Annotated in this window: 18 protein-coding genes; 4 read left to right on the top strand and 14 right to left on the bottom strand. The window is 64.1% G+C overall.

Features of this window, described 5'->3' with window-relative positions:
• Nucleotide 1: 1 nt before the first annotated feature.
• On the top strand, nt 2–328 hold the full coding sequence (gene mnhG / locus B4400_RS23605) for a monovalent cation/H(+) antiporter subunit G (protein ID WP_078313072.1): 327 nt from the start codon (nt 2–4) through the stop codon (nt 326–328).
• On the opposite strand, the gene B4400_RS23600 is transcribed toward mnhG, so the two are convergent.
• From B4400_RS23600 to B4400_RS23570, 7 genes are all read right to left on the bottom strand, one after another.
• Nucleotides 325–2,208 (bottom strand): MinD/ParA family ATP-binding protein, encoded by a 1,884-nt coding sequence (locus tag B4400_RS23600; RefSeq protein ID WP_078313071.1) that lies wholly within the window; start codon nt 2,206–2,208, stop codon nt 325–327. The genes mnhG and B4400_RS23600 overlap by 4 nt on opposite strands.
• Before the next feature lie 6 nt (nt 2,209–2,214).
• Entirely contained in the window at nt 2,215–2,466 is a 252-nt protein-coding gene (locus B4400_RS23595) for a hypothetical protein (protein WP_078313070.1), read from the bottom strand.
• A 23-nt stretch (nt 2,467–2,489) separates the two neighbouring features.
• On the bottom strand, nt 2,490–5,468 hold the full coding sequence (locus B4400_RS24725; protein WP_078313069.1) for a nucleotide-binding protein: 2,979 nt from the start codon (nt 5,466–5,468) through the stop codon (nt 2,490–2,492).
• 465 nt (nt 5,469–5,933) lie between these two features.
• A complete protein-coding gene (gene dmpG, locus B4400_RS23585; RefSeq protein ID WP_139360445.1) occupies nt 5,934–7,013 on the bottom strand; it encodes a 4-hydroxy-2-oxovalerate aldolase in 1,080 nt (359 codons plus the stop codon).
• 1 nt (nt 7,014) lies between these two features.
• Complete coding sequence (locus B4400_RS23580; RefSeq protein ID WP_078313068.1) at nt 7,015–7,923, bottom strand: acetaldehyde dehydrogenase (acetylating); 909 nt, start codon at nt 7,921–7,923, stop codon at nt 7,015–7,017.
• Nucleotides 7,924–7,929: 6 nt separating this feature from the next.
• Nucleotides 7,930–8,715 (bottom strand): 2-keto-4-pentenoate hydratase, encoded by a 786-nt coding sequence (locus B4400_RS23575; RefSeq protein ID WP_078313067.1) that lies wholly within the window; start codon nt 8,713–8,715, stop codon nt 7,930–7,932.
• Nucleotides 8,708–10,348, bottom strand: a complete 1,641-nt coding sequence (locus B4400_RS23570; RefSeq protein ID WP_078313066.1) for an FAD-binding protein — start codon at nt 10,346–10,348, stop codon at nt 8,708–8,710. The genes B4400_RS23575 and B4400_RS23570 overlap by 8 nt, the downstream gene beginning before the upstream one ends.
• Nucleotides 10,349–10,445: 97 nt before the next feature.
• Here B4400_RS23570 and kstD point away from each other — a divergent pair, with 97 nt between their 5' ends.
• Together kstD and chsH3 are read left to right on the top strand one after the other, a co-directional pair.
• Nucleotides 10,446–12,125, top strand: a complete 1,680-nt coding sequence (gene kstD, locus B4400_RS23565) for a 3-oxosteroid 1-dehydrogenase (RefSeq protein ID WP_078313096.1) — start codon at nt 10,446–10,448, stop codon at nt 12,123–12,125.
• Nucleotides 12,126–12,135: 10 nt separating this feature from the next.
• A complete protein-coding gene (gene chsH3 / locus B4400_RS23560) occupies nt 12,136–12,993 on the top strand; it encodes an enoyl-CoA hydratase ChsH3 (RefSeq protein WP_078313065.1) in 858 nt (285 codons plus the stop codon).
• A gap of 9 nt (nt 12,994–13,002) precedes the next feature.
• Here chsH3 and B4400_RS23555 read toward each other — a convergent pair whose 3' ends face one another.
• Nucleotides 13,003–13,761 (bottom strand): hypothetical protein, encoded by a 759-nt coding sequence (locus B4400_RS23555; RefSeq protein WP_078313064.1) that lies wholly within the window; start codon nt 13,759–13,761, stop codon nt 13,003–13,005.
• Between the two features lie 221 nt (nt 13,762–13,982).
• Here B4400_RS23555 and B4400_RS23550 point away from each other — a divergent pair, with 221 nt between their 5' ends.
• Nucleotides 13,983–14,669 (top strand): Rv3717 family N-acetylmuramoyl-L-alanine amidase, encoded by a 687-nt coding sequence (locus B4400_RS23550; protein ID WP_078313095.1) that lies wholly within the window; start codon nt 13,983–13,985, stop codon nt 14,667–14,669.
• Nucleotides 14,670–14,674: 5 nt separating this feature from the next.
• Here the strand turns inward: B4400_RS23550 and ltp2 are convergent, their stop codons facing one another.
• Genes ltp2 through B4400_RS23520 form a run of 6 tightly spaced genes read right to left on the bottom strand, consistent with a single transcriptional unit; the run spans nt 14,675 to nt 20,751 of the window.
• Nucleotides 14,675–15,829: a 17-hydroxy-3-oxo-4-pregnene-20-carboxyl-CoA lyase gene (gene ltp2, locus B4400_RS23545; RefSeq protein WP_170915089.1), complete on the bottom strand. Its 1,155-nt coding sequence runs from the start codon at nt 15,827–15,829 to the stop codon at nt 14,675–14,677.
• A 2-nt stretch (nt 15,830–15,831) separates the two neighbouring features.
• On the bottom strand, nt 15,832–16,269 hold the full coding sequence (locus tag B4400_RS23540; protein WP_078313062.1) for a MaoC family dehydratase: 438 nt from the start codon (nt 16,267–16,269) through the stop codon (nt 15,832–15,834).
• Nucleotides 16,254–17,198, bottom strand: coding sequence for a bifunctional MaoC family dehydratase N-terminal/OB-fold nucleic acid binding domain-containing protein (locus B4400_RS23535; RefSeq protein ID WP_286142476.1), 945 nt, complete (start codon nt 17,196–17,198; stop codon nt 16,254–16,256). Before B4400_RS23535 ends, B4400_RS23540 begins: the two co-directional genes overlap by 16 nt.
• 35 nt (nt 17,199–17,233) lie before the next feature.
• On the bottom strand, nt 17,234–18,397 hold the full coding sequence (gene fadE29, locus B4400_RS23530) for an acyl-CoA dehydrogenase FadE29 (RefSeq protein WP_078313061.1): 1,164 nt from the start codon (nt 18,395–18,397) through the stop codon (nt 17,234–17,236).
• Nucleotides 18,398–18,406: 9 nt separating this feature from the next.
• On the bottom strand, nt 18,407–19,468 hold the full coding sequence (locus B4400_RS23525) for an acyl-CoA dehydrogenase family protein (protein WP_078313060.1): 1,062 nt from the start codon (nt 19,466–19,468) through the stop codon (nt 18,407–18,409).
• A gap of 23 nt (nt 19,469–19,491) precedes the next feature.
• Nucleotides 19,492–20,751: a cytochrome P450 gene (locus B4400_RS23520; protein ID WP_078313059.1), complete on the bottom strand. Its 1,260-nt coding sequence runs from the start codon at nt 20,749–20,751 to the stop codon at nt 19,492–19,494.
• Nucleotides 20,752–20,969: the final 218 nt, after the last annotated feature.

Genomic DNA, 20,969 nt, shown 5'->3' with positions numbered 1-20,969 from the left:
GATGAACACTCTTCTCGACGGAATCTCCGGTGCGCTGGTGTTGTGCGGTTCGGTACTGGCCCTCACCGCGGCGATCGGCGTGGTGCGATTTCCCGACACGTTGGCCCGCATGCATGCCGCGTCCAAGCCACAGGTGCTGGGTCTGCTCCTGGTCCTGGCCGGTGCCGCGCTGCGGCTTCGCGGGCACGCCGACGTCAGTATGATCGTGCTCGCCGGGCTGTTCACCATCATCACCGCCCCGGTAGTGGCACACCGGGTGGCACGGCTCGCGTATCACGAGCGCAGCGTCCGGGACGATCTGATGACGACCGACGAACTGGAGCGTTAGCTCCAACTCGTCTGCCGGGTGTTTCCACCCTCGTAGAAGCCGTCGGCCACCGAGGCCGCCAGCTCCATGAACGCCAGCCGAGCCTTCTTACCCATCAGATCCAACGAGATCTCCGACCCCTCCGACAGATGATTGTCGAACGGGACGATGTGCACCGCCCTGGCCCGCGTCAGGAAATGTCGGCTCAGCTGTTCGAGGTCGATCGAGGAAGCACCCGGCCGCGACGAGCTGATAGCCACCACAGATTGCCGCACCAGGTGCGAGTACCCGTGGTGATCAAGCCAATCCAGGGTGGCGAGGGCGCTACGGGCGCCGTCGATGGCGGGCGACGTCACCAGGACGATGGCGTTGGCCTCCCCCAGCACACCCGCCATCGCCGAGTGCATAAGTCCGGTGCCGCAGTCGGTCAGGATGATGTTGTAGAACCGCTGCAGAATCCGCATCACCGCGAGGTAGTCGGCTTCGGAGAACAACTCGGACGCCGCCGGATCACGTTCGGAGGCCAGCACCTCTAACCGGCTCGCACTCTGCGAGGTGTGCCTGCGTACATCGGAGTATCGGTGAATATCCGGATCACGCAACAGATCTCGCGCAGTAGAACGCGTCTCATCCGGACCGCGTTGAGCAAGCGTCCCGAAGTCCGGGTTCGCGTCGACGGCAATCACACGATCGCCACGCATTGAGGCGAAGGTGGCACCTAACGAGAACGTAGTGGTGGTCTTACCCACGCCACCCTTCAAGGACAGCACGGCGATCCGGTAGTCACCTCGGACGGGAAGGTTGATTCGGTCGATCAACTCGCTGCGATGCGATTCATCCGAGGACTCTCCGGGGTTGATCGCGCCACCCGAGAGCCGGTGAACGGCCTTGCGCCACCCGCTCCTCGGCAGCGGCTTGACCGACCTGATGAGACCAAGCTGGTCGTGGCTGGGCCCCTGCGGTCGTGATGGCTGCGGCGCCGGCCGATACACGGGTGCTTCAGGGCGCGCAGCGGTGAACAGAGTCTGAGATGGAACAAAGGGCGCCCGTGGTGGTAAGGCCGGCACGCCCCAGTCTGCTCGGGGTGCCGCCGCGGGCGGGGGTGCAAGCGGCTGCGCTGCCCACGATGCCGCGGGCGGCATTGGTGCGGGCGGTGTTTGGGGCGCCTGTCCACCCCACGGGGTCATGCCGTCCGGAATCATCGAGGACGCGTCGTCAGGCCGGGTCTGCGGCTCCGGCGCCGGGGCTACGGGTGCGGGCGGGGGCGCCTCCGCCTGTGCAGCGGGCGCCTCCACCCTCGGCTCCTCGTCCCTGATCGCCTCTTCCTCCTCCCGGGCCGGAGGCTGTTCGGCCGGAGGTGGCGCGGTGTGCGGCTCGGGCACCACCGCGGAGGCGGGCCATGCCGGTAGCTGGCTTGTCCGACCGGGCGCGGGAGGGGGTGCGGCAGGCGCGTAGGGTTCCGCCGGAGCCGCGGGCCCCTGTGGCTGGGCAGGGGCCGCCGGCGGGGCATAGTAGTTCTGCGGTGGCGGCCCGTAGTAGTTCTGTGGCGGCTGTTGAGCCGGCGCACCGTACCCCTGCGGTGGAGCCTGGGGCGCCGGATTCTGGTACTGCGGCATGCCGTAGGCGCTCAGCGGGTCTGGTTCCCAGATCGGATTCATCGAACGCTGATGATTCCGCTGGCGCCGTGAGAGCTTGGGGGCCTTCGGCAGCGCGGGCGGCGGCTTGAGCGTCGGTTGCGGGAAATAGTCGGCGCTCGGCGGCACGAATTCCTGGTTCGGGCTCTTGGATCGGCGGAACGGATTGCCCTTGGTCTCTCCACCCCCCAGTCCATCGGCAATGGGCTCACGCCATGGGCCGCTCGGTGGCGGCGAATCGGGCGCGTTGTCGTTTGAATCAGCCATGTCAGATCACTTCGCCATCATTCCGAGCACGTTATCGAGAGCCGCCCACATCTCCGGGGCTTCGATACGGCGCAGCGAGTCCGCACCGAGCTCTTTCACTGCTGCCCCATGTTCCTCCCTGTCGGCATACAGCCCTGTTTCGAATGGCGTGAGCTTGGCGCAGTCGACATCACGATCCGCTTCCAGACCGTCAATTGGACCACCCAGCGAGAGCACACCGGCGTCAAGAACCCGCTGGGCGTCCCTAGCGTCAACCATCCCGCTGTCCTACCTCTTTCGTCTTATCGCTGCTCGACGCCGCGCATGCGAAGTCGCGGAAAACTCTCCGAGATCGCACCGGCCAGCTTCAGGTACGCGGCATTGGTATCCGCATTGAGCAGACTGAAGTCGACATCGGCGCCTTCGGCGAGATGCGGATCGAACGGGATCATGTGAATAGAGCGGCAACGTGCCTCGAAATGCTCATAAACCTTGTCCAGCTTGATCCCGGCAGATCCTGGACGCGAGGCGCTCAAGACGACGTGGGCCTCGCGCACCAGCGTCGAATGTCCATGTTGCATAAGCCAATCGAGAGTAGCCGAGGCACTTCGAGCAGAGTCCATGGCCGGTGAGCTCACCAACACGATGGTGTGCGCAAGATCGAGCACACCCGCCATCGCCGAATGCATGATTCCCGTGCCGCAGTCGGTCAGGATGACGTTGTAGTACCGCTGCAGGATGTCGATCGTACTGCGATAGTCGACCTCGCCGAAAGCCTCCGACACTGCCGGATCCTGTTCACTGGCAAGTACTTCCAAACGACTGGTCGCCATCCGCGTGTGGTTGCGCACGTCGGCGTAACTTCTGATGTTCCGATCGTTGAGAAGATCCCGAATGGTGGACTGTGTCGAATGGTCGCGCACCCGCTCAGCCAAGGTACCCCGGTCGGGGTTAGCGTCCACAGCGATGATCCGATCGGTACGGATCGTCGCGAATGCCGAACCCAATCCCAGTGTGGTGGTTGTCTTTCCGACGCCACCCTTGATGGAGAGCACCGCGATGTGGTAATCGCCGAGGATTGGCCGCCGAATGCTGGCCAGCAGCTGTTCCTGTTCACGATCCTTCCGAGAGTCGCCTGGATTGACACGGCCGCCGGTGGACCTGTGCACAGCCTTGCGCCAGCCGGATCGCGGCGCATAACGACCACGATTGATGACCTCCGCCTCGTCGAGCGAGGGCGGCATCCGGTAAGCCTGCGGCGCACGGTAGTTGACAGGAGGCGTCGCGGCTTGCGGTGGCGGCACGTAGCCCGGAGGCAGGTCTTGCGGCCCGGGTGATTGAGGTGCCTGTGGCTGCCGCTGTTGCTGTTGTGGCACCCACCGCCATTGCCCCTCAACACTCGGGCGCTGCGGAGGTGGCTGCTGCGGAAGCTGCTGTTCACCATAGGGTTGCGGCGCTTGGGGAGCGCCCTGCGACCACTGCCCCGGATAAGGCTGGCGCGGGTTCCATCCCGGCGGAGCCTGAGCAGCATGCTGCTGGTCGAGTCCAGGCCTCGGCGGAACAGGCTGTTGCGGGGCAGGCGGCGGCACGTGATAGGCGGGTTGCACCGGTTCCACCGCAGGAGTCGGCGGTATCGGCGGGGGAATCTCCTGCGACTGAGGAACGTCGGGGTGACCTGGCTCGCCTTCCGCTGCGGCATCGTCCGACATGGGCTCGGGCGCGGACTGCCCGGGCTCGACGAATGCCGCCGAAACGTGCGACTCGTCCTGACGTTCGTCTGCCGGCGCCTCCACATCCGCAAGCTCGGGGGCAGCGGACATCTGCTCGAACACCACGGCCTGCAGGTCGATGACAATGTCCTCGTCGACGAGGGGCGCAAACCCCTCAAGGTCGGGCGCTGCCGTGGCCGTTATTTCCTTCTCAGTGACTTCTTCCGCACCGACACCGAATTCCGCACCCTCGGACTCGGGGGATCCGGATATATCGACCACAGGTTCCGGCACGGCGGCCCACGGCGCAATCATCGGCACAAACGGCGCGGGTTCAGGCTCGGCGGCAGGCGCTTCCACGTCGGCCGCATCGTGTGCAGCCAGTTCCTCATTGAGCTCGGCGCGTTTGACTTCGATGCGCTTCAGCAGTGCGGCCGCTCGGGCGTCGATGTCATTGACCTCGGGGGCAGCTGCTGGAGGCTCCGGTACTTCTGGTTCCGTCGGCTCTTCGATGCCCTGAGAGGATTCTTCGGATACCTGAGTTGACTCCTCCACAACCGCAGTCGGTGAGACCAAATCGCCAACGATATCGGCGTTCGGCTCCGGTACTGGGGGCACGAAATCTACGGTCAGCGCTGCGGGTGGCTCCGGTTCTGCGGGAACCGGTGCGGGCTCGTCATCCGGCGCTGCTGCGTGGATAGGCTCGGATTCGGCCGTATCGGAAACGGCCCCCTCGATCGGTTCGGGGGCATCATCGAACTCCTCTGGCAGCGTGAAGCGGAGAGCCCCGGGAGCAGGCGGGGCCTCAGATTCGAGTACCGCGTGGCGCCGATGACGTTCGAGTTCGGCGTCGGTGATGCTCTCATCGAGGCTCATCTGGCGCAGCTGCGCTTCGAGCAGGCTGAAACGCGAGAACGGGTCTGTGCCGCCGGACGCCGCACCACGGTGATCGGCGGTGGGTACCGGTGGGCTCGCCTCCTCCGACCGTGGGGCCACCTGTACCGATTCGTCTGAAGGCACGATCTCCGAGGGCGCTTGGTCCGCAGGCGGGGTAGGCGACTGCTCGTCGGCGGCGGGCTCTGGCACGGGGGTTGCTGGGGGCCCGCTAGGCGGAGGCGCCGGCGGCTGCGCTACCTGCGATAGCGGCCGCGGCTCGGGCCTTATCTCGGGAATAGGGCTCGTGACGATCCGAGGTGCCTCAGAAACGGGCGTCTGGGCAATCGCCTTCGACTCGACAGTCAGCGGCTGTTGATCGGGTGGTTCGGGCACGCGCGGCGGGGTGTAGTACTTCGAGACGTTGATCAGCGGTATGCCGCCTCTGGCCGTTTCGTGACGGGGCGCGACGGCAGAGCGCTCCCCAACTGAAGGTGCGACTGATTCGGCGATCGGTTTCTGTGCAGGAGCTTGGAGAGCGGAGACGCGTTCTGTCTCGTGAGTTAACGAGTCATCGTTGGACTCGACCTCGTCTACGTTGCGCTTCTTGCGCCCCAACGAACGGAGAAACCCTCGTTGTTCGTCTTCTTCGGGCAGCCACGGAGGACGGGGCGGTGCACCACGATCCTGCTTGGGCAACGTCCCCCTCCCCTTCCTCGATCGCCAAACCGTCGTAAAGCTCGATCGTACTCAGTTGCTAGCGCACAGGTACCAAAGCTGGTTACCCAACCGAATAGACCCCCGCACTCAACCAGCAGCTTAAGGGAGACGGCAACGTCCTCGCAGCGTTCGAGGTGATCCCCTACCGGCTCGATCTCGGCGGTAACCACCGAGCACGGCGTGCGAGTCGGTCTCAGGATCAATCAGCGCGAACTGGCTAAGCCACCGCAGCGCTTGCCGAGGCGATTTTCACACCGCCACAGTTGTCTGCTGGGAATCGGCACGTTGCGCGACGCCGCGAGAACCCGCGTAACCGTCGGCCACCCAGAATCCGGCGGGCGGACGGCCCCGCCGGGACACGCCATGTACACGATCGATGCGCTTGCAGAGGGGCCCGTCAGCCCCTTCCCGAGAGGCACGAGCGCCCCCTGGCAGGCGCTGCGACTACGACGTCTTTTCGGCGTTCTCCCGCTGGATCTCCAGCGCGATATCGATGAGCTGATCCTCCTGCCCACCAATGAGCTTGCGCTGACCGGCGCGGTGCAGCAGCTGGTGCGCGGGCACGCCGTATCGCTCCCCCTGCCGGATGGCGTGCTTGAGGAAGCTGGAGTACACACCGCTGTAGCCCATGATCAGCGCATTGCGGTCCAGCAGGCACTCGGCCGGCATCGCGGGCGCCACAACCTCTTCGGCGGCGTCCGCGATATCGAAGAAATCAATACCCGTCTTCACACCGATCTTGTCGAACACGCCGATCAACGCCTCCACCGGAGCGTTGCCCGCACCGGCACCGAAGCGCCTCGTGCTGCCGTCGATCTGCTTGGCACCAGCGCGCACCGCCTCGATCGAGTTGGCGACACCGAGCCCCAAGTTCTCGTGGCCATGAAAACCGACTTGAGCATCCGACCCCAATTCGGCCACGACAGCGGCAACACGGTCCGCCACGCCATCGAGAACCAGCGCACCCGCGGAGTCGACCACGTAGACGCACTGACATCCGGCGTCGGCCATAATCCGGGCCTGCTTGGCCAGCTTCTCCGGCGAGATGGTGTGCGACATCATCAGGAAGCCAACGGTTTCCAGCCCTCGCTCGCGCGCCAGCCCGAAGTGCTGAAGAGACACGTCGGCCTCGGTGCAGTGGGTGGCGATACGACAGATGGATCCACCGTTGCCCTGCGCCTCGATGATGTCTTCCTTGGTGCCCACACCCGGCAGCATCAGGAACGCGATCTTGGCGTTCGTCGCGGTCTCGGCGGCGAGCTTGATCAATTCCTGCTCAGGGGTTTTAGAGAAGCCGTAGTTGAACGACGATCCACCAAGACCATCGCCATGCGTCACCTCAATGACCGGCACACCGGCACCGTCAAGGGCCGCGACGATCGCCCGCACCTCGTCGGCGGTGAACTGGTGCCGCTTGTGGTGCGAGCCGTCCCGCAATGACGTGTCGGTGATCCGCACATCCCATGCGGCGTCGAAAAAGATGCCGTCGGTGCCCAAAAGCTGAGTTCCAGTGTCCGAAGCCATGTTACGAAACCTTCGCTGATAGAAGTTCTTTGGCGATTTCCTCGCCGACCTTGGTCGCGGCAGCGGTCATGATGTCCAGGTTCCCGGCGTACGGCGGCAGGAAGTCGCCGGCACCCTCCACCTCGACGAAAGTGGTGACGACGTGGTTGCCACCGTTGACCACGGACGGCTCGTCGAACTGCGGCTCGTTGAGTAGCCGATATCCGGGCACGTACTGCTGCACCTGGCTCACCACATCGTGGATCGACGCGGCGATCGCATCCCGGTCCGCGTCCTCCGGAATCGCACAGAAGATGGTGTCGCGCATGATCATCGGCGGGTCGGCCGGGTTCAGGATGATGATGGCCTTACCGCGCTTGGCTCCGCCGATCACCTCCACACCCCGGGAGGTCGTCTTGGTGAACTCATCGATGTTGGCGCGTGTGCCCGGCCCCGCCGAGACAGAGGCCACGGAGGCGACAATTTCCGCGTAAGGAACCTCCACGACGCGGGACACCGCGTAAACGATCGGAATCGTCGCCTGGCCGCCGCAGGTGATCATGTTGACGTTCGGAGCATCAAGGTGCGCACGCAGATTCGCGGGCGGCACCACGGCCGGACCCACGGCGGCAGGCGTCAGATCGATCGCCCGGATCCCGGCCTCCGCATACCGCGGAGCGGCGGCCTTGTGCACGTACGCCGACGTCGCCTCAAACACCAGATCGGGCTTCTCGTCCTGCGCCAGCAGCCAGTCCACCCCCTCATGCGAGGTTTCCAGACCGAAGCCGCGGGCGCGCTTGAGACCTTCGGACTCGGGGTCGATGCCGATCATCCATCGTGGCTCCAGCCACTCGGATCGCTGCAACTTGTACAGCAGATCGGTACTGATATTTCCCGAACCGACGATCGCTACAGATGCCTTGCTCACAATTCTCCTCTACTCGAAAGCCAGTCGGACCGAACCAAGTCCGGCGAACTCGGCCAAAAACTCATCCCCCGGATGCGCGTCAAACGCTCGTGTGCACGAACCCGGCAGCACCACATCGCCGGCCCGCAGGCGAACCCCGAACGAGGCCACCTTGCGTGCCAGCCATGCCACCGAGGTCACCGGATTACCCAGCACCGCATCGCTTCTGCCCTCGGCCAACTTCTCGCCGTTGCAGGTCAGCACCGCGTCGATCGACTTGATGTCGATGTCCTTCGGCGAAACACGTTGCTTGCCAATGACAAACCCGGCCGAGGACGCGTTATCGGCGATGGTGTCGCAGATCTTGATCTGCCAGTTGGTGATCCGGCTATCCACCACTTCGATCGATGGCACGTATGCCGCCGTGGCCGCCAGCACATCATCCTCGGTGCAGTCCTCACCCGGCAGGTCGGCGGCCAGGATGAATCCGACCTCCACCTCCACCCGCGGGAACAGGAACTTGGACGCGGAGGCCGCGACATCCTCGAACAGCTCCATATCGGCCAACAAGTGCCCATAATCCGGCTCGTGGACACCCATCATCTTCTGCATCGCCTCGGACGATAGGCCCACCTTGTGCCCCACGACCTTGGCTCCGTCCGCTAGGCGGGAGCGAATATTCATCAGCTGGATCTCGTAGGCGTCGACCACACCGAAATCCGGGTAGGTGTCGGTGGGCGGCGCGATGGCCACCCGGGTGCGCTCAGCCTCTGCCAGATCTGCGGCGATGGCCTCGCGAACGTCGGAACTAAGCATCTATGTGTCTCCCAGTCTCGGTCCCGGCCCGGCGTCCGGAGAAGACGCAGTCGGCCAGGGACAATCCGCTCACATACGAATTGGAGCAGATACCCACCGCCGCTCGTCCGGCGGCATAAAGCCCCGGAATCGCCGCGCCCGATGTGGTCTGCACGGCACCAGTCTCCTCGTCGACGACCAGCCCGCCAAGAGTGAGCATCGGACACGGATTCAGCATGTTGGTCTTGATCGACACGTTGAACAGATAGAACGGGCCCTGCTCAATGGGGACTCGGATGTCGTCCGGCTTCCCGAACGGGTCGGGGGTGCCGTCCGCGATGGCGCGATTGTGTTCGGACACGGTGCGCGCCAACAGCTCTGGATCTATACCCGCCTTGGCCGCCAACGCCTCGATGGATCCGGCCTTCTTGCGCCCTACATTGAGAAACGCTTCTGCTTGTATTCGCTGGAACCACAGCGTCTGCGAACCCAGCTGCTGACGGGCCCGCTTCACCAACGCCTTGTCCGCTACCAGATATCCAACCCCTCCGGCCTTCTGCACAATCGCCTTACCGAGCGCGGCACCATATCGCGATTCGTCAACCATCCTCTGGCCCTTGGCATCCACCAACAACGAGCCGAGGAACGCGGCCGGCGGCACGATAAAACGCCACGCCGAGATCTCATCGAGGTGCCCCGTGGCCGCATCCAACGGTTCCGCGAGCTTCAACGCGGTGCCGTCGTCACCGGCAGTGCCCAGCTGCAACCCGTCCCGGTAGGCCGGGGCATACCGCTCGACCAGCTCGCGATTGGCGATGAATCCACCGGAAGACAACACCACTCCGTCGTTGGCGCGGATCTCATACGGCTTGGCGAACCGGCGCTCCAACGCATAGGCGGGCCCCTCCAACGCTTTTCGCATCGGCGGATAGTAAATACCCGGCTTGGTCGCATAGTGCGTGAGCCGCGAGTACGCGCGCCGCACCCACGTCGGCGCGTCCTTCAGTGTCACCCCGCGCACCCCAACGACACGACCGTCCTCGACGATCAGCCCGGTGACCCGGGTCTGCCGCCACACGTCGGCGCCCAAACGCTCCGCGGAGGCCGCCAACGGAGCGAACAACGCCTTACCGGATACGCCCCGACCGAACGCTCGATGCCCCCGCTGACGGGGTGCGGTAGCAGCCCGCGCCATGCCAGAGGATTCGCTGCCGGAAAAGTAGAGGTAGTAGTCGTTAGTGGGGTACGAAGTCTTGAACGGAGCCAGCGAACCTTCGAACGGAACTCCGTAACCTTGCAGCCAATCCAGGGTGGCGACGCTGCCGTCCACAAATTTCTGCAGCGTCTCCGGTTTCACCGCGTCCCCGACCTCAAGCCGCAGATACTCCAGCATCAGCTCCGGGGTGTCCTCGACGCCCGCGTCGCGCTGGATGTTGGTGCCACCGCCGGCATAGTAAATGCCCCCTGAAATGGCCGAAGCTCCACCACCGTCGAATCGCTCCAGGATCGCCACGGATGCCCCGCGCTCCAGCGCGGCCAGCGCCGCCGACGCTCCCGCCACCCCGTAGCCGACGATGATGACATCCGGGGAAGGCACCTCGACATCACCCGGCACTGGGCCTCCCTCACCGTCATATAGCCAAAACAGCAACAAGTTTCTGTTTTCACCGCAACATCAAAGTGTCCGGGCGGTGAAACCACAGGCCAGCGCCGGTAGCGCCGGGCCGCCTCAATTCTATAACGTGTTCTACATGACTGAGCAGGAGTACGACGTCGTCGTCGTCGGAAGTGGTGGCGCCGGCATGGTCGCGGCGCTCACCGCGGCACACAACGGCCTGAGCACCGTGCTGATCGAGAAGGCCCCCCACTTCGGCGGATCGACCGCCCGTTCCGGCGGCGGCGTCTGGATCCCCAACAACGAAGTGCTCAAGAAGGCCCGCCAGACCGACACCCCGGAGGCGGCCCGCGAGTACCTCTACAACATCATCGGCGACGTCGTCCCCCGCGAGAAGATCGACACCTACCTGGATCGCGGTCCGGAAATGCTCTCGTTCGTGCTGGCGAACTCTCCACTGAAGCTCGACTGGGTGCCCAACTACTCCGACTATTACCCCGAGGCTCCGGGCGGACGCTCGGCCGGCCGCTCGGTGGAGCCCAAGCCGTTCGACGCCAAGAAGCTGGGCGACGAGCTGCCCAACCTGGAGCCACCGTACGGCAAGGTTCCACTGAATGTCGTCGTCCGCCAACAAGATTACGTACGGCTGAACCAGCTCAAGCGCCACCCGCGGGGTGTGCTGCGCAGCCTGCGTGTGGGCGTGCGCACCTTCTGGGCGCAGGGCACCGGCAAGAAGCTCGTCGGCATGGGACGGGCGCTGTCGGCGGCGCTGCGTATCGGCCTGCGCGACGCCGGGGTTCCGGTGAAGCTCAACACCGCGCTGACCGATCTGTACATCGAGAACGGCAGCGTCAAGGGCGTCTACGTACGTGAGACGGGCGCCGCGGAGGCTTCCGAGCCGACGGTCATCAAGGCGCGTAAGGGCGTCATCCTGGCCTCCGGTGGATTCGAGCACAACGAGCAGATGCGCGTGAAGTACCAGCGTGCCCCCATCACCGCCGACTGGACCGTCGGCGCCAGGGCCAATACCGGCGACGGCATCCTGGCAGCCGAAAAACTGGGCGCTGCACTGGAGTTCATGGAGGACTCATGGTGGGGCCCAACTGTTCCACTGGTGGGCCGGCCGTGGTTCGCGCTGTCCGAGCGCAACTCCCCCGGGTCGATCATCGTCAACGCGTCCGGTAAGCGATTCATGAACGAGTCACTGCCCTACGTGGAGGCCACCCATCGCATGTACGGCGGCGAATACGGTCAGGGCCCGGGCCCGGGCGAAAACCTGCCCGCATGGCTGCTCTTCGACCAGGAATACCGCAATCGGTACATCTTCGCCGGATTGCAGCCGGGACAAAAGATTCCGAGTAAATGGATCGAGTCGGGCGTCATCGTCAAGGCTGACACCATCGAGGGGTTGGCGGAACTGACAAATCTGCCCGTGGACGCGTTGGTCCAGACTGTCGAACGGTTCAACGGCTTTGCCCGCAGTGGCACCGACGAGGACTTCGGCCGCGGTAAGAGTGCCTACGACCGCTACTACGGCGACCCCACCAACAAGCCGAACCCAAATCTGGGCGAGCTCAAGAAGGGCCCCTTCTACGCGGCGAAGATGGTGCCTGGCGACCTGGGCACCAAGGGTGGCGTACGCACCGACGTGCAGGGCCGGGTGCTGCGCGACGACAACAGCATCATCGAGGGTCTTTACGCCGCAGGCAATGTCAGCACCCCGGTAATGGGTCACACCTACGCCGGCCCCGGCGCCACCATTGGCCCCGCCATGACGTGGGGTTACCTCGCGGCGCTCGATATCGCCGGAAAGTAGGGTCGGGGTCATGCCTATCAACGTTGATATCGCCCTGGGTGCTGCCGTCGAGCCCGCCGAATTCTCGTGGACCGCCTCCGATGTGCAGCTGTATCACCTGGCGATCGGAGCTGGTTCCGATCCAGTAAGCGAGACCGAACTGCGCTACCTGCAGGACAAGACCCCGCAGGTGTTGCCGACGTTCGCGACCGTGGCCTCCGGTTTCCACGCGGTCGAGCCGCCCAAGGTGTCGTTCCCGGGTATCGAAATCGACCTGGCCAAGATCCTGCACGGTACCGAGCAGGTGACCGCGCACCGGCCGTTGCCGCCGTCGGGCTCTGCCCGTTCCGAGGGCAAGATCGTGGAGATCTGGGACAAGGGCAAGGCTGCTGTCATCGTCACGGAGACAACCACTTCCGATGATCAGGGGCCTCTCTGGACGATCCGCCGGTCGATCTTCGCACGCGGCGAGGGCGGCTTCGGCGGCGAGCGTGGACCGTCCTCGGCGGGAGAGGCTCCGTCCCGTCCCGCCGATCTCGAAGTCTCGACGCACATCCTGCCGCAGCAGGCGCTGCTGTACCGGCTCTGCGGAGACCGCAATCCGCTGCACTCCGACCCCGCGTTCGCCGCGGCGGCAGGATTCCCCCGTCCGATCCTGCACGGACTGTGCAGCTACGGCGTGGTGTGCAAGGCAGCGGTGGACGCCGCTCTCGACGGAGATGCCTCGCGGGTGACCTCGTACGCCGCGAAGTTCGCGGGTGTGGTGTTCCCCGGCGAGACGCTCAAGACCCGCATCTGGAAGGAAGACGGCAGGCTGCTGATCTCTGCCGTCGTCGCCGAGCGTGAGGACGCCCCGGCACTCGCCGACGTGGAGCTCACCTACAAGTAGCCCGACCGGCTAGTACCACCGTATCCCGCGGTAGCGGTTCACACCCAGTGCAAGCGCGGTGCCAATGCTCCAGACCGCGATACCCAATCCGAGCTCCATGAGGGACCGCTCGGTAAGCGGCATAGCGTGGAATACGTTGCGCCCGAATATGGCCCGTGGAATACCTCCCACGGGCGCTACGAGGTAGTAGACGCCGTACGGCAGGGCCAGATAAAGGAGCCATCGCGCGGTGACCAACAGGTCGCCCCGTTGCCGCCACCGTTCCCGCAGCGGCCGGGCGACCATGGGCAGCAGCACCGACACCACATTGCCCAGGCCCAGCCAGCTGACGATGTGCACGGCGACATCGGGCACGGTGATCGCGGTTTGGGTTGCCTGCAGCCGGTGGATGGTCAGAAAGGCCGTCAGCACGAGTGTCGGTAGCCCGGCGACGAGAAACAGTGCGATGTTCTTGACCAGCAAGACATGGAGCAGCGACCGATGACCTCGCAGTCCGTGCCTGACTCGATCGGCATCCAGACCGAGCATGTTGGTCACGGACACATCGGCAAAGATGAACATGGCGAAGTAGGTGCCGACAAGCAGCGCCCAGTCGCGCTTGCGTCCGTGTTCGGCGATTGGCTGCCAGATGATCAGGTACGCGATCGCCAGCGCGAGGTTCAGGCCCAATCCCTCGAGCCATCGCCGTGGCGGACGAAAGGTCTCGGCGAGGTCCGCGCGCAGACGGGTCAGCACGCCCGCCGTGGTGGAGGCCTCCCCATAGATCATCGGCCAAGCATCGCCGGGGTTTCTGTCAGAAAGCTGTGACTGCGATACGGTCTCGGCTCGGTCACAGTTCAACCAAGCCACATGTCCGTGTCCCGTCCCCCAGGTTCAGGGCATAGCTTTCCCGCGTGCAGACCTCCCCGTGCGGTCCCGCCAAGCGGTCCCGCTGCCTCTCGCGACGCGATGTCCTCAAGTACGCCTCGAGCGTGCCCGTCCTGTTGAGCATGCCTGCCATGCTCTCCACCGCCGCCCTGGCTCATGCCCAATCTCCCATCGCGGGCAAGATCGTCTTCCTCGATCCCGGCCACAACGGCGCCAACGATGGCTCGATCACCCGGCAGGTCAGTGACGGCCGGGGGCGTACCAAGGAGTGCCAGACCAGCGGCACCGCAACCGACGCGGGCTTTCCCGAACACACCTTCAACTGGAACGTGGTGCTGCACATCCGCCAGGCCCTTACCGGTGCCGGTGTGCGCACCGCGCTCTCGCGCGGCAATGACAACGCACTCGGACCGTGCATCGACCAGCGGGCCGCGACCGGCAACTCCTTGAAACCCGATGCGATTGTCAGCATTCATGCCGATGGCGGCCCCCGGGACGGTCGGGGATTTCACGTCAACTACTCGAATCCGCCCATCAACGAAGCGCAGGGCGGCCCGTCGCTGCGCTTGGCCAGCACCATGCGCGATCAGTTAAAGGCCTCCGGATTCCAGCCGTCGACCTATCGTGGAAACGATGGTCTCTATGGGCGTTCCGACCTTGCCGGGCTCAACCTGGCGCAGTACCCGGCAATCCTCATCGAGTGCGGAAACATGAAAAACAGCGACGACGCCGCGATGCTGTCCAGCGCGGATGGCCAAGCCCGGCTGGCCGCCGCCATCGCCCAGGGCATAGCCAGATTCCTGAGCTGAGTCGATTACCCCAGGATGAGGCCGGACGTCGGCACACCCGTGCCGGCGGTGACCAGGACATGCTCAACGTTGGATACCTGGTTGACCGACGTGCCGCGTAGCTGACGCACACCCTCGGCGATGCCGTTCATACCGTGAATATAGGCCTCGCCGAGCTGACCACCATGTGTGTTGATGGGCAGCTTGCCCCCCAGCTCGATGGCGCCATTGGCGATGAAATCCTTGGCTTCGCCCTTACCGCAGAAGCCCAACTCTTCGAGCTGCAGCAGCGTGTACGGGGTGAAGTGGTCATACAGGATCGCGGTCTGAATATCGTTGGGAGTCAGGCCTGATTGACCCCACAGCTGCCGACCGACCAGCCCCATCTCGGGCAGTCCGAGCTCGTCGCGGTAGTACGAGTACATGGTGAACTGATCATCACCGGACCCCTGGGCCGCGGCCTCGATGACCACCGGCCGGTTCTTGAGATCCTTCGCTCGCTCGGGCGTGGTCACCACGATCGCCACCCCGCCATCGCTCTCCTGACAGCAATCCAGCAGCCGCACCGGATCTGCGATCATCCGCGAGTTCTGGTGGTCCTCGATGGTGATCGGCTTGCCGTAGAAGAAGGCCTTTGGGTTGGTGGCCGCATGCTTACGATCCGCCACCGATACCGCTCCGAAATCGGCACTCGTGGCGCCGTATTCGTGCATGTACCGGCGAGCGATCATCGCCACCGAGGCCGCAGGCGTGCTCAGCCCGTGCGGGTACGACCAGCTGTACTCCACGCCTCGCGAGTCGGCGGTCGAGCTCAGCCCGGTCATCACCTGACCGAACCGGAACTCGGAACGCTCGTTGAATGCGCGATATGCGACAACGACTTCCGCGACACCGGCAGCAACCGCCAACGCGGCCTGCTGCACCGTCGCCGCAGCGGCCCCGCCGCCATAACCGATCTGGCTGAAGAACTTGAGCTCACCGATACCGGTCGAACGAGCAACGGCAGTCTCGAGATTGGAGTCCATCGTGAAGGTCACCAAACCGTCGACTTCCGACGGTGCCAGACCAGCATCGTCGAGCGCATCGAGCACCGCCTCGGCCGCCAGCCTCAGCTCGGATCGGCCCGACTTCTTCGAGAAGTCGGTGGCGCCGATACCGGCGATATGGGCCTTACCCGACAAGCTCACGCGCTTGCTCCGATCGTCAGCTTGACCTTGGCAGTGACGTGCGCACCAAGGCTGTTGTTGCCCACCACATCCACTTCCACCACGCCGTCCTCGGCGGCGGTTACCTCACCAGTGAACACAGTGGTGTCGTAGGCGTACCACGGCACACCCAGCCGCAACGAAATCGACTTCACGCGCGCAGAAGGCCCGGCCCAGTCGGTGACAAACCGCTCGACCAGACCTGTGTCGGACAGGATGTTGATGAAGATGTCCTTGGATCCCTTTGCCTGCGCCAGATCCCGATCGTGATGCACGTCCTGGAAGTCACGCGTCGCCAGCGCTGTCGACACGATGAACGTCGGAGTGCCTTCGAGTTTCAGTTCGGGCAGCTTCTCGCCGACTTCTGCTTGCGCCCCCCGCGCGAGCTGCTCGTCGATACTCACGCTGCCTCCCATGCGTACAGAGTCCACGCCGGGCTCTCGCCCTCGGCCGGAAAGTCCAGATACGTCACCTGAACCGGCAACCCGATCTGAACATCGTCGGGCGACACCCCTCGAAGCTCGCCCAGCATCCGAACACCCTCATCGAGCTCCACCAGCGCGATAACGAAAGGCAGTGTGCGACCGGGCACCTGAGGAGCGTGATGCACCACGTAGCTGTACACCGTGCCGCGACCGCTGGCCACCTGATACACGATCTCAGCGTCCTTGTCCTGCCACACCGCGGGCACCGGCGGATGCTGCAACGAACCGTCTGGACGCTCCTGTAGCCGCAGCTCGTGCGCCGCGATGCCCTCCCAGAAGTATGCGCTGTCTCGTGACCACGACGGACGCATCAGTTTCGACGGATCGAGATCCTCCGGTACGTTGGCCGACTTCTTAGCGCCCGGGCGGAACTTCATGATGCGCCAGTTCATTTCATTGACCAGCTCATCGCCCACATGCCACTCGGCGTGGATGTTGATGAACCAGCTCTCGCCGAGCGCCGTCTGCTTCGGCCCGAAGACTTCGGTCACCTCGTTGGTGGTGGTGACCTGCTCGCCCAGCTGCAGATAACGGTGGTAGATCTGCTCATAGTTGGTGGCGACCACCGACTCGTAGCCCGCCGAATCCAGGAGCTCCATGACCCGGCCCAACGGGTCGTCTCCGGAGCGCTCGCCATATAACCCGGCCATAGTCCACACCTGCGCCATGGCCGGCGGCGCGACAATGCCGGGATGACCGGCCCCGCGGGCAGCTTCCTCGTCGACATAGATGGGGTTGCGATCGCCCATCGCTTCGACCCAGTTGTTGATCATGGCCTGGTTCACCGGATCCCGCGCCAATCGCGGGGCGCTGGGGCCGGCGGCCTTGATCCTGGAGAAGCCTTCCTGGATATCCACCACGCTCATATCTACCTGTTCTTCGCGCAAGTCGCTCATCACCGCGGAACCCTGGGCGTGCCCAGTCCTGCCGTCGACACCATCTCGCGCATCACCTCGTTCACGCCGCCACCGAACGTGATCACCAGGTGGCGCTTGGTCTGTGCATCAAGCCATTCCAGCGTCTCTGCGGTGTTCGCGTCGGCGGGATCGCCATAGCGCCCCACGGCACCCTCGCCGAGTCGGCCGAGCTTCTGAATCCACTCGGTGGCAAGAATTTTCGTCGCAGCGGCGTCAGCCATGCTGATGTCGTCGCCCGATGAGGCCACCTGCCAGTTGAGCAGCTCGTTGAGCCGCCATACGGCCTTCATCTCGCCCAGGACTCGACGCACGTCCTCATGTGACAGCGGCGCCACACCATCGGGCCCCGGTTTGGAGGCCCACTCGTAGACGCGGTCGTACATGCCTGCGATCCGACCGGATGGGCCAAGCGACACTCGCTCGTGGTTCAGCTGGGTGGTGATGAGCTTCCAGCCCAAGTTCTCCTCGCCCACTAGCATGTCCACCGGCACCCGTACGTCGGAGTAGTAGGTGGCGTTGGTGTGGTGCGCACCGTCATTGGTGATGATCGGCGTCCAGGAGTAGCCGGGATCCTTGGTGTCGACGATCAGAATCGAGATGCCCTTGTGCTTAGCGGCACTTGGATCGGTGCGGCAAGCCAGCCAGATGTATTGGGCCTGATGCGCACCGGTGGTGAAGATCTTCTGCCCGTTGACGATGTAGTGGTCGCCGTCTCGTACCGCGGTGGTACGCAAGGACGCCAAGTCAGTCCCGGCTTCCGGTTCGGTGTACCCGATGGCGAAATGGATTTCACCTGCCAGGATTCCGGGCAGAAACTTCTTCTTCTGCACGTCGGTGCCGTACTTCTGCAGGGTCGGACCGACGGTCTGCAGCGTCACCAGCGGCATCGGCACGTCGGCGCGTATGACCTCGTTCATGAAGATCTGCTGTTCCAACGGACCGAATCCGTGTCCGCCGTACTCCTTCGGCCATCCGACGCCGAGCCAGCCGTCCTTGCCCATCCGGCGCACCACAGCCTCATAGGACGAGCTGTGTCGGTCGACCATCATGCCGCGGGTTTCATCGGCCGTGACGAGGTTCGAGAAGTACTGTCGCAGATCGCTTTGCAACTTCGCCTGTTCCGGCGTGAGGTCAATCAGCATCACTGGCTCCTAAACCTGCGCCGCGGCGAGAACATCCAGGCGCTCGGAGGACCCACCGACCAGGCGGCTCAGGTCCTTGATCGTCGAGTAATAACGGTTCATCGGGTACGTGATATCGACGCCGAGACCGCCATGGAGGTGGTGGCAGATCTGCATGACTCGCTGAGCCTCCGAGGCCATCCAAAACGCGACGATGTCCAAATCCTCAGTCGCGTCACGACCCGCCGAGAGACGCCACACCGCAGAGGTGACACCGAGGTTCAATGTCCGCGAAACCACGTACACGTCCGCCAGTTGCTGCGAGACCGCCTGGAAGGTGGCCAACGGCTTGCCGAACTGCACCCGGTTCGACACATGATCGGCCGTCAGACGCAAGGCGCCGGAGACCAATCCGTCCGCGTAGGACCCTATCGCCGCGAGGGCAAGCTGGTTCACGCGCTCAACAGATCCGGCTAACACATCCGAATCGGGCACCGACGCGTCGGCGAATGTCACCGCGTATTCGGCGGCCTTACTGGCGGTCGGTGTCCGGGCGATCGTCACACCCGGAGTGTTGGGTGCCACCACAACGACGCCATTGTCGGTGGTGACAAGTATCCAATTTGCCTCGGCCGCATGCAGAACGCCGATCTTGCGGCCGTTCAACACCAGCGAGGACCCCTCGCGCACGGCGGAAACCGACGGCGACGAGGGTAACGCGCACCCGGGCTCGTCCAGCGCCGCGGTGAGGATTCCGCCGGAGCCGACGCCCTCGAGGAACCTGCCCTGTTGCTCCTCAGAGGCCAGCTCCACCAAGGGAACCACGCCGAATCCGAGCGTCGCCAGGGCCGGTGTCAAAGCGCCGTGCTTCCCGAGTACCCGCAGCGCCACCGATACCTCGGACAGGCCCAGTCCGTCGCCACCCAGCCGTTCGGGCAGGGCGAGGCTCAGGACACCGTTAGTGGCCAGAGACTGCCACAACCCGTCGTCGTATCCGACCGCGGGCACTACACCGATGAACTCACGATCGGCGAGCACCGCTTCAACCACATCGGAGACAGCCTGCTGCTCCTCTGCGAAAGCAAAATCCATAGCGTGCGTGTCCTTTTGAGTAACTACTGCAGAACCGGGCAGCCGCTGGCGCCGTTGAAGTCAACCTGCCAGTGCTTGATGCCGTTGAGCCAACCGGATTGCAACCGCTTCGGATCGCCGGCCGGAGCCAGGTTCGGCATGTGATCGGCGATGGCGTTGAACATCAGGTTGATGGTCAGCCGGGCCAGGTTGGCGCCGATGCAGAAATGCGCTCCGCTACCACCGAACCCCATGTGCGGGTTGGGGTTGCGCATGACATTGAAGCTGAACGGATCCTCGAAGACATCTTCATCGAAGTTGGCCGAACGGTACATCATGACGACGCGCTGGCCCTTCTTGATCTGCACGCCACTGAGCTCGGTGTCTTCCAGGGCAGTCCGCTGGAACGACGTGACGGGGGTGGCCCAGCGGACAATCTCGTCGGCCGCCGTCTCCGGGCGCTCCTTCTTGTACAGCTCCCACTGCTCCGGGAACTGGGTGAAGGCCATCATGCCCTGGGTGATCGAGTTGCGTGAGGTCTCGTTACCGGCCACCGCCAGCATGATCACGAAGAAGCCGAACTCGTCATCGGAGAGCTTGCCCTCGCCCTCAACCTCGGCGTTGATGAGCGTGGTCACGATGTCCTCGCCGGGATTCTCGGACTTCTGCTTCGCCATCTCCATCGAGTAGGCCAGGATCTCCATCGACGACGCCGCCGGATCGATATGCGAGAACTCGGGGTCATCGTACGAAGTCATCTCGTTGGACCAGTTGAAAAGCTTGCCCCGGTCTTCGATGGGCACCCCGAGAAGACCGGCGATGGCCTGCAGTGGCAACTCGCAGGACACCTGCTCCACGAAGTCACCGGTGCCACTCGCCGCCGCGTTCTTCGCGATCTGTTGAGCGCGCTCGTTCAGCTCGTCGCGCAGCCGACCAATCGCGCGCGGAGTGAAGCCCCGGGAGATGATCTTGCGCAGCCGCGTGTGGTGCGGTGCGTCCATGTTGAGCATGACATAGCGCTGCAGCTCGATGGCCTCGCGAGTGATGTCGTCCTGGAACCGCGGGATGGCGGTGTTCTCCCAGCTGGAGAAGACATCGCTGCGCAGGGACACCTCCTTGACATCCTTGTGCTTGGAGACGACCCAATACCCGCCGTCGTTGAAGCCGCCGATGCCGTCGGGCTGCTCCTGCCACCAAATGGGAGCCGTCTTCCGTAGCTCCTTGAGCTCCTCGATCGGGAGCCGTTCTGCGTAGATCTCCGGGTCGGTGAAGTCGAATCCGGCGGGAAGGCTGGGGTGCACCACGTTGAACTCCTATGGCCTTTCAGGGCGTCATTCTGGGACGATCTTGTTAGAGCATCTAGTGAGAGCCGAGTGAGATACGACACTCTCTAGCCCCATTGAAGCACACGATCAGCGCAGACAAAACGTGGTGCATGGGGGGAGAACACGTTCTCATTGCTTACAGACTGGAACGTGTTCTACCGTGAAGTCAACGTTCAGAGCGCAAAGGAGCAGCTCCA

This window comes from Mycobacterium sp. D16Q13, from assembly GCF_002013375.1.
Lineage (GTDB): Bacteria > Actinomycetota > Actinomycetes > Mycobacteriales > Mycobacteriaceae > Mycobacterium.
The sequence above is the reverse complement of the archived record's forward strand: the minus strand, read 5'-3'. Positions and strand labels throughout refer to the sequence as shown.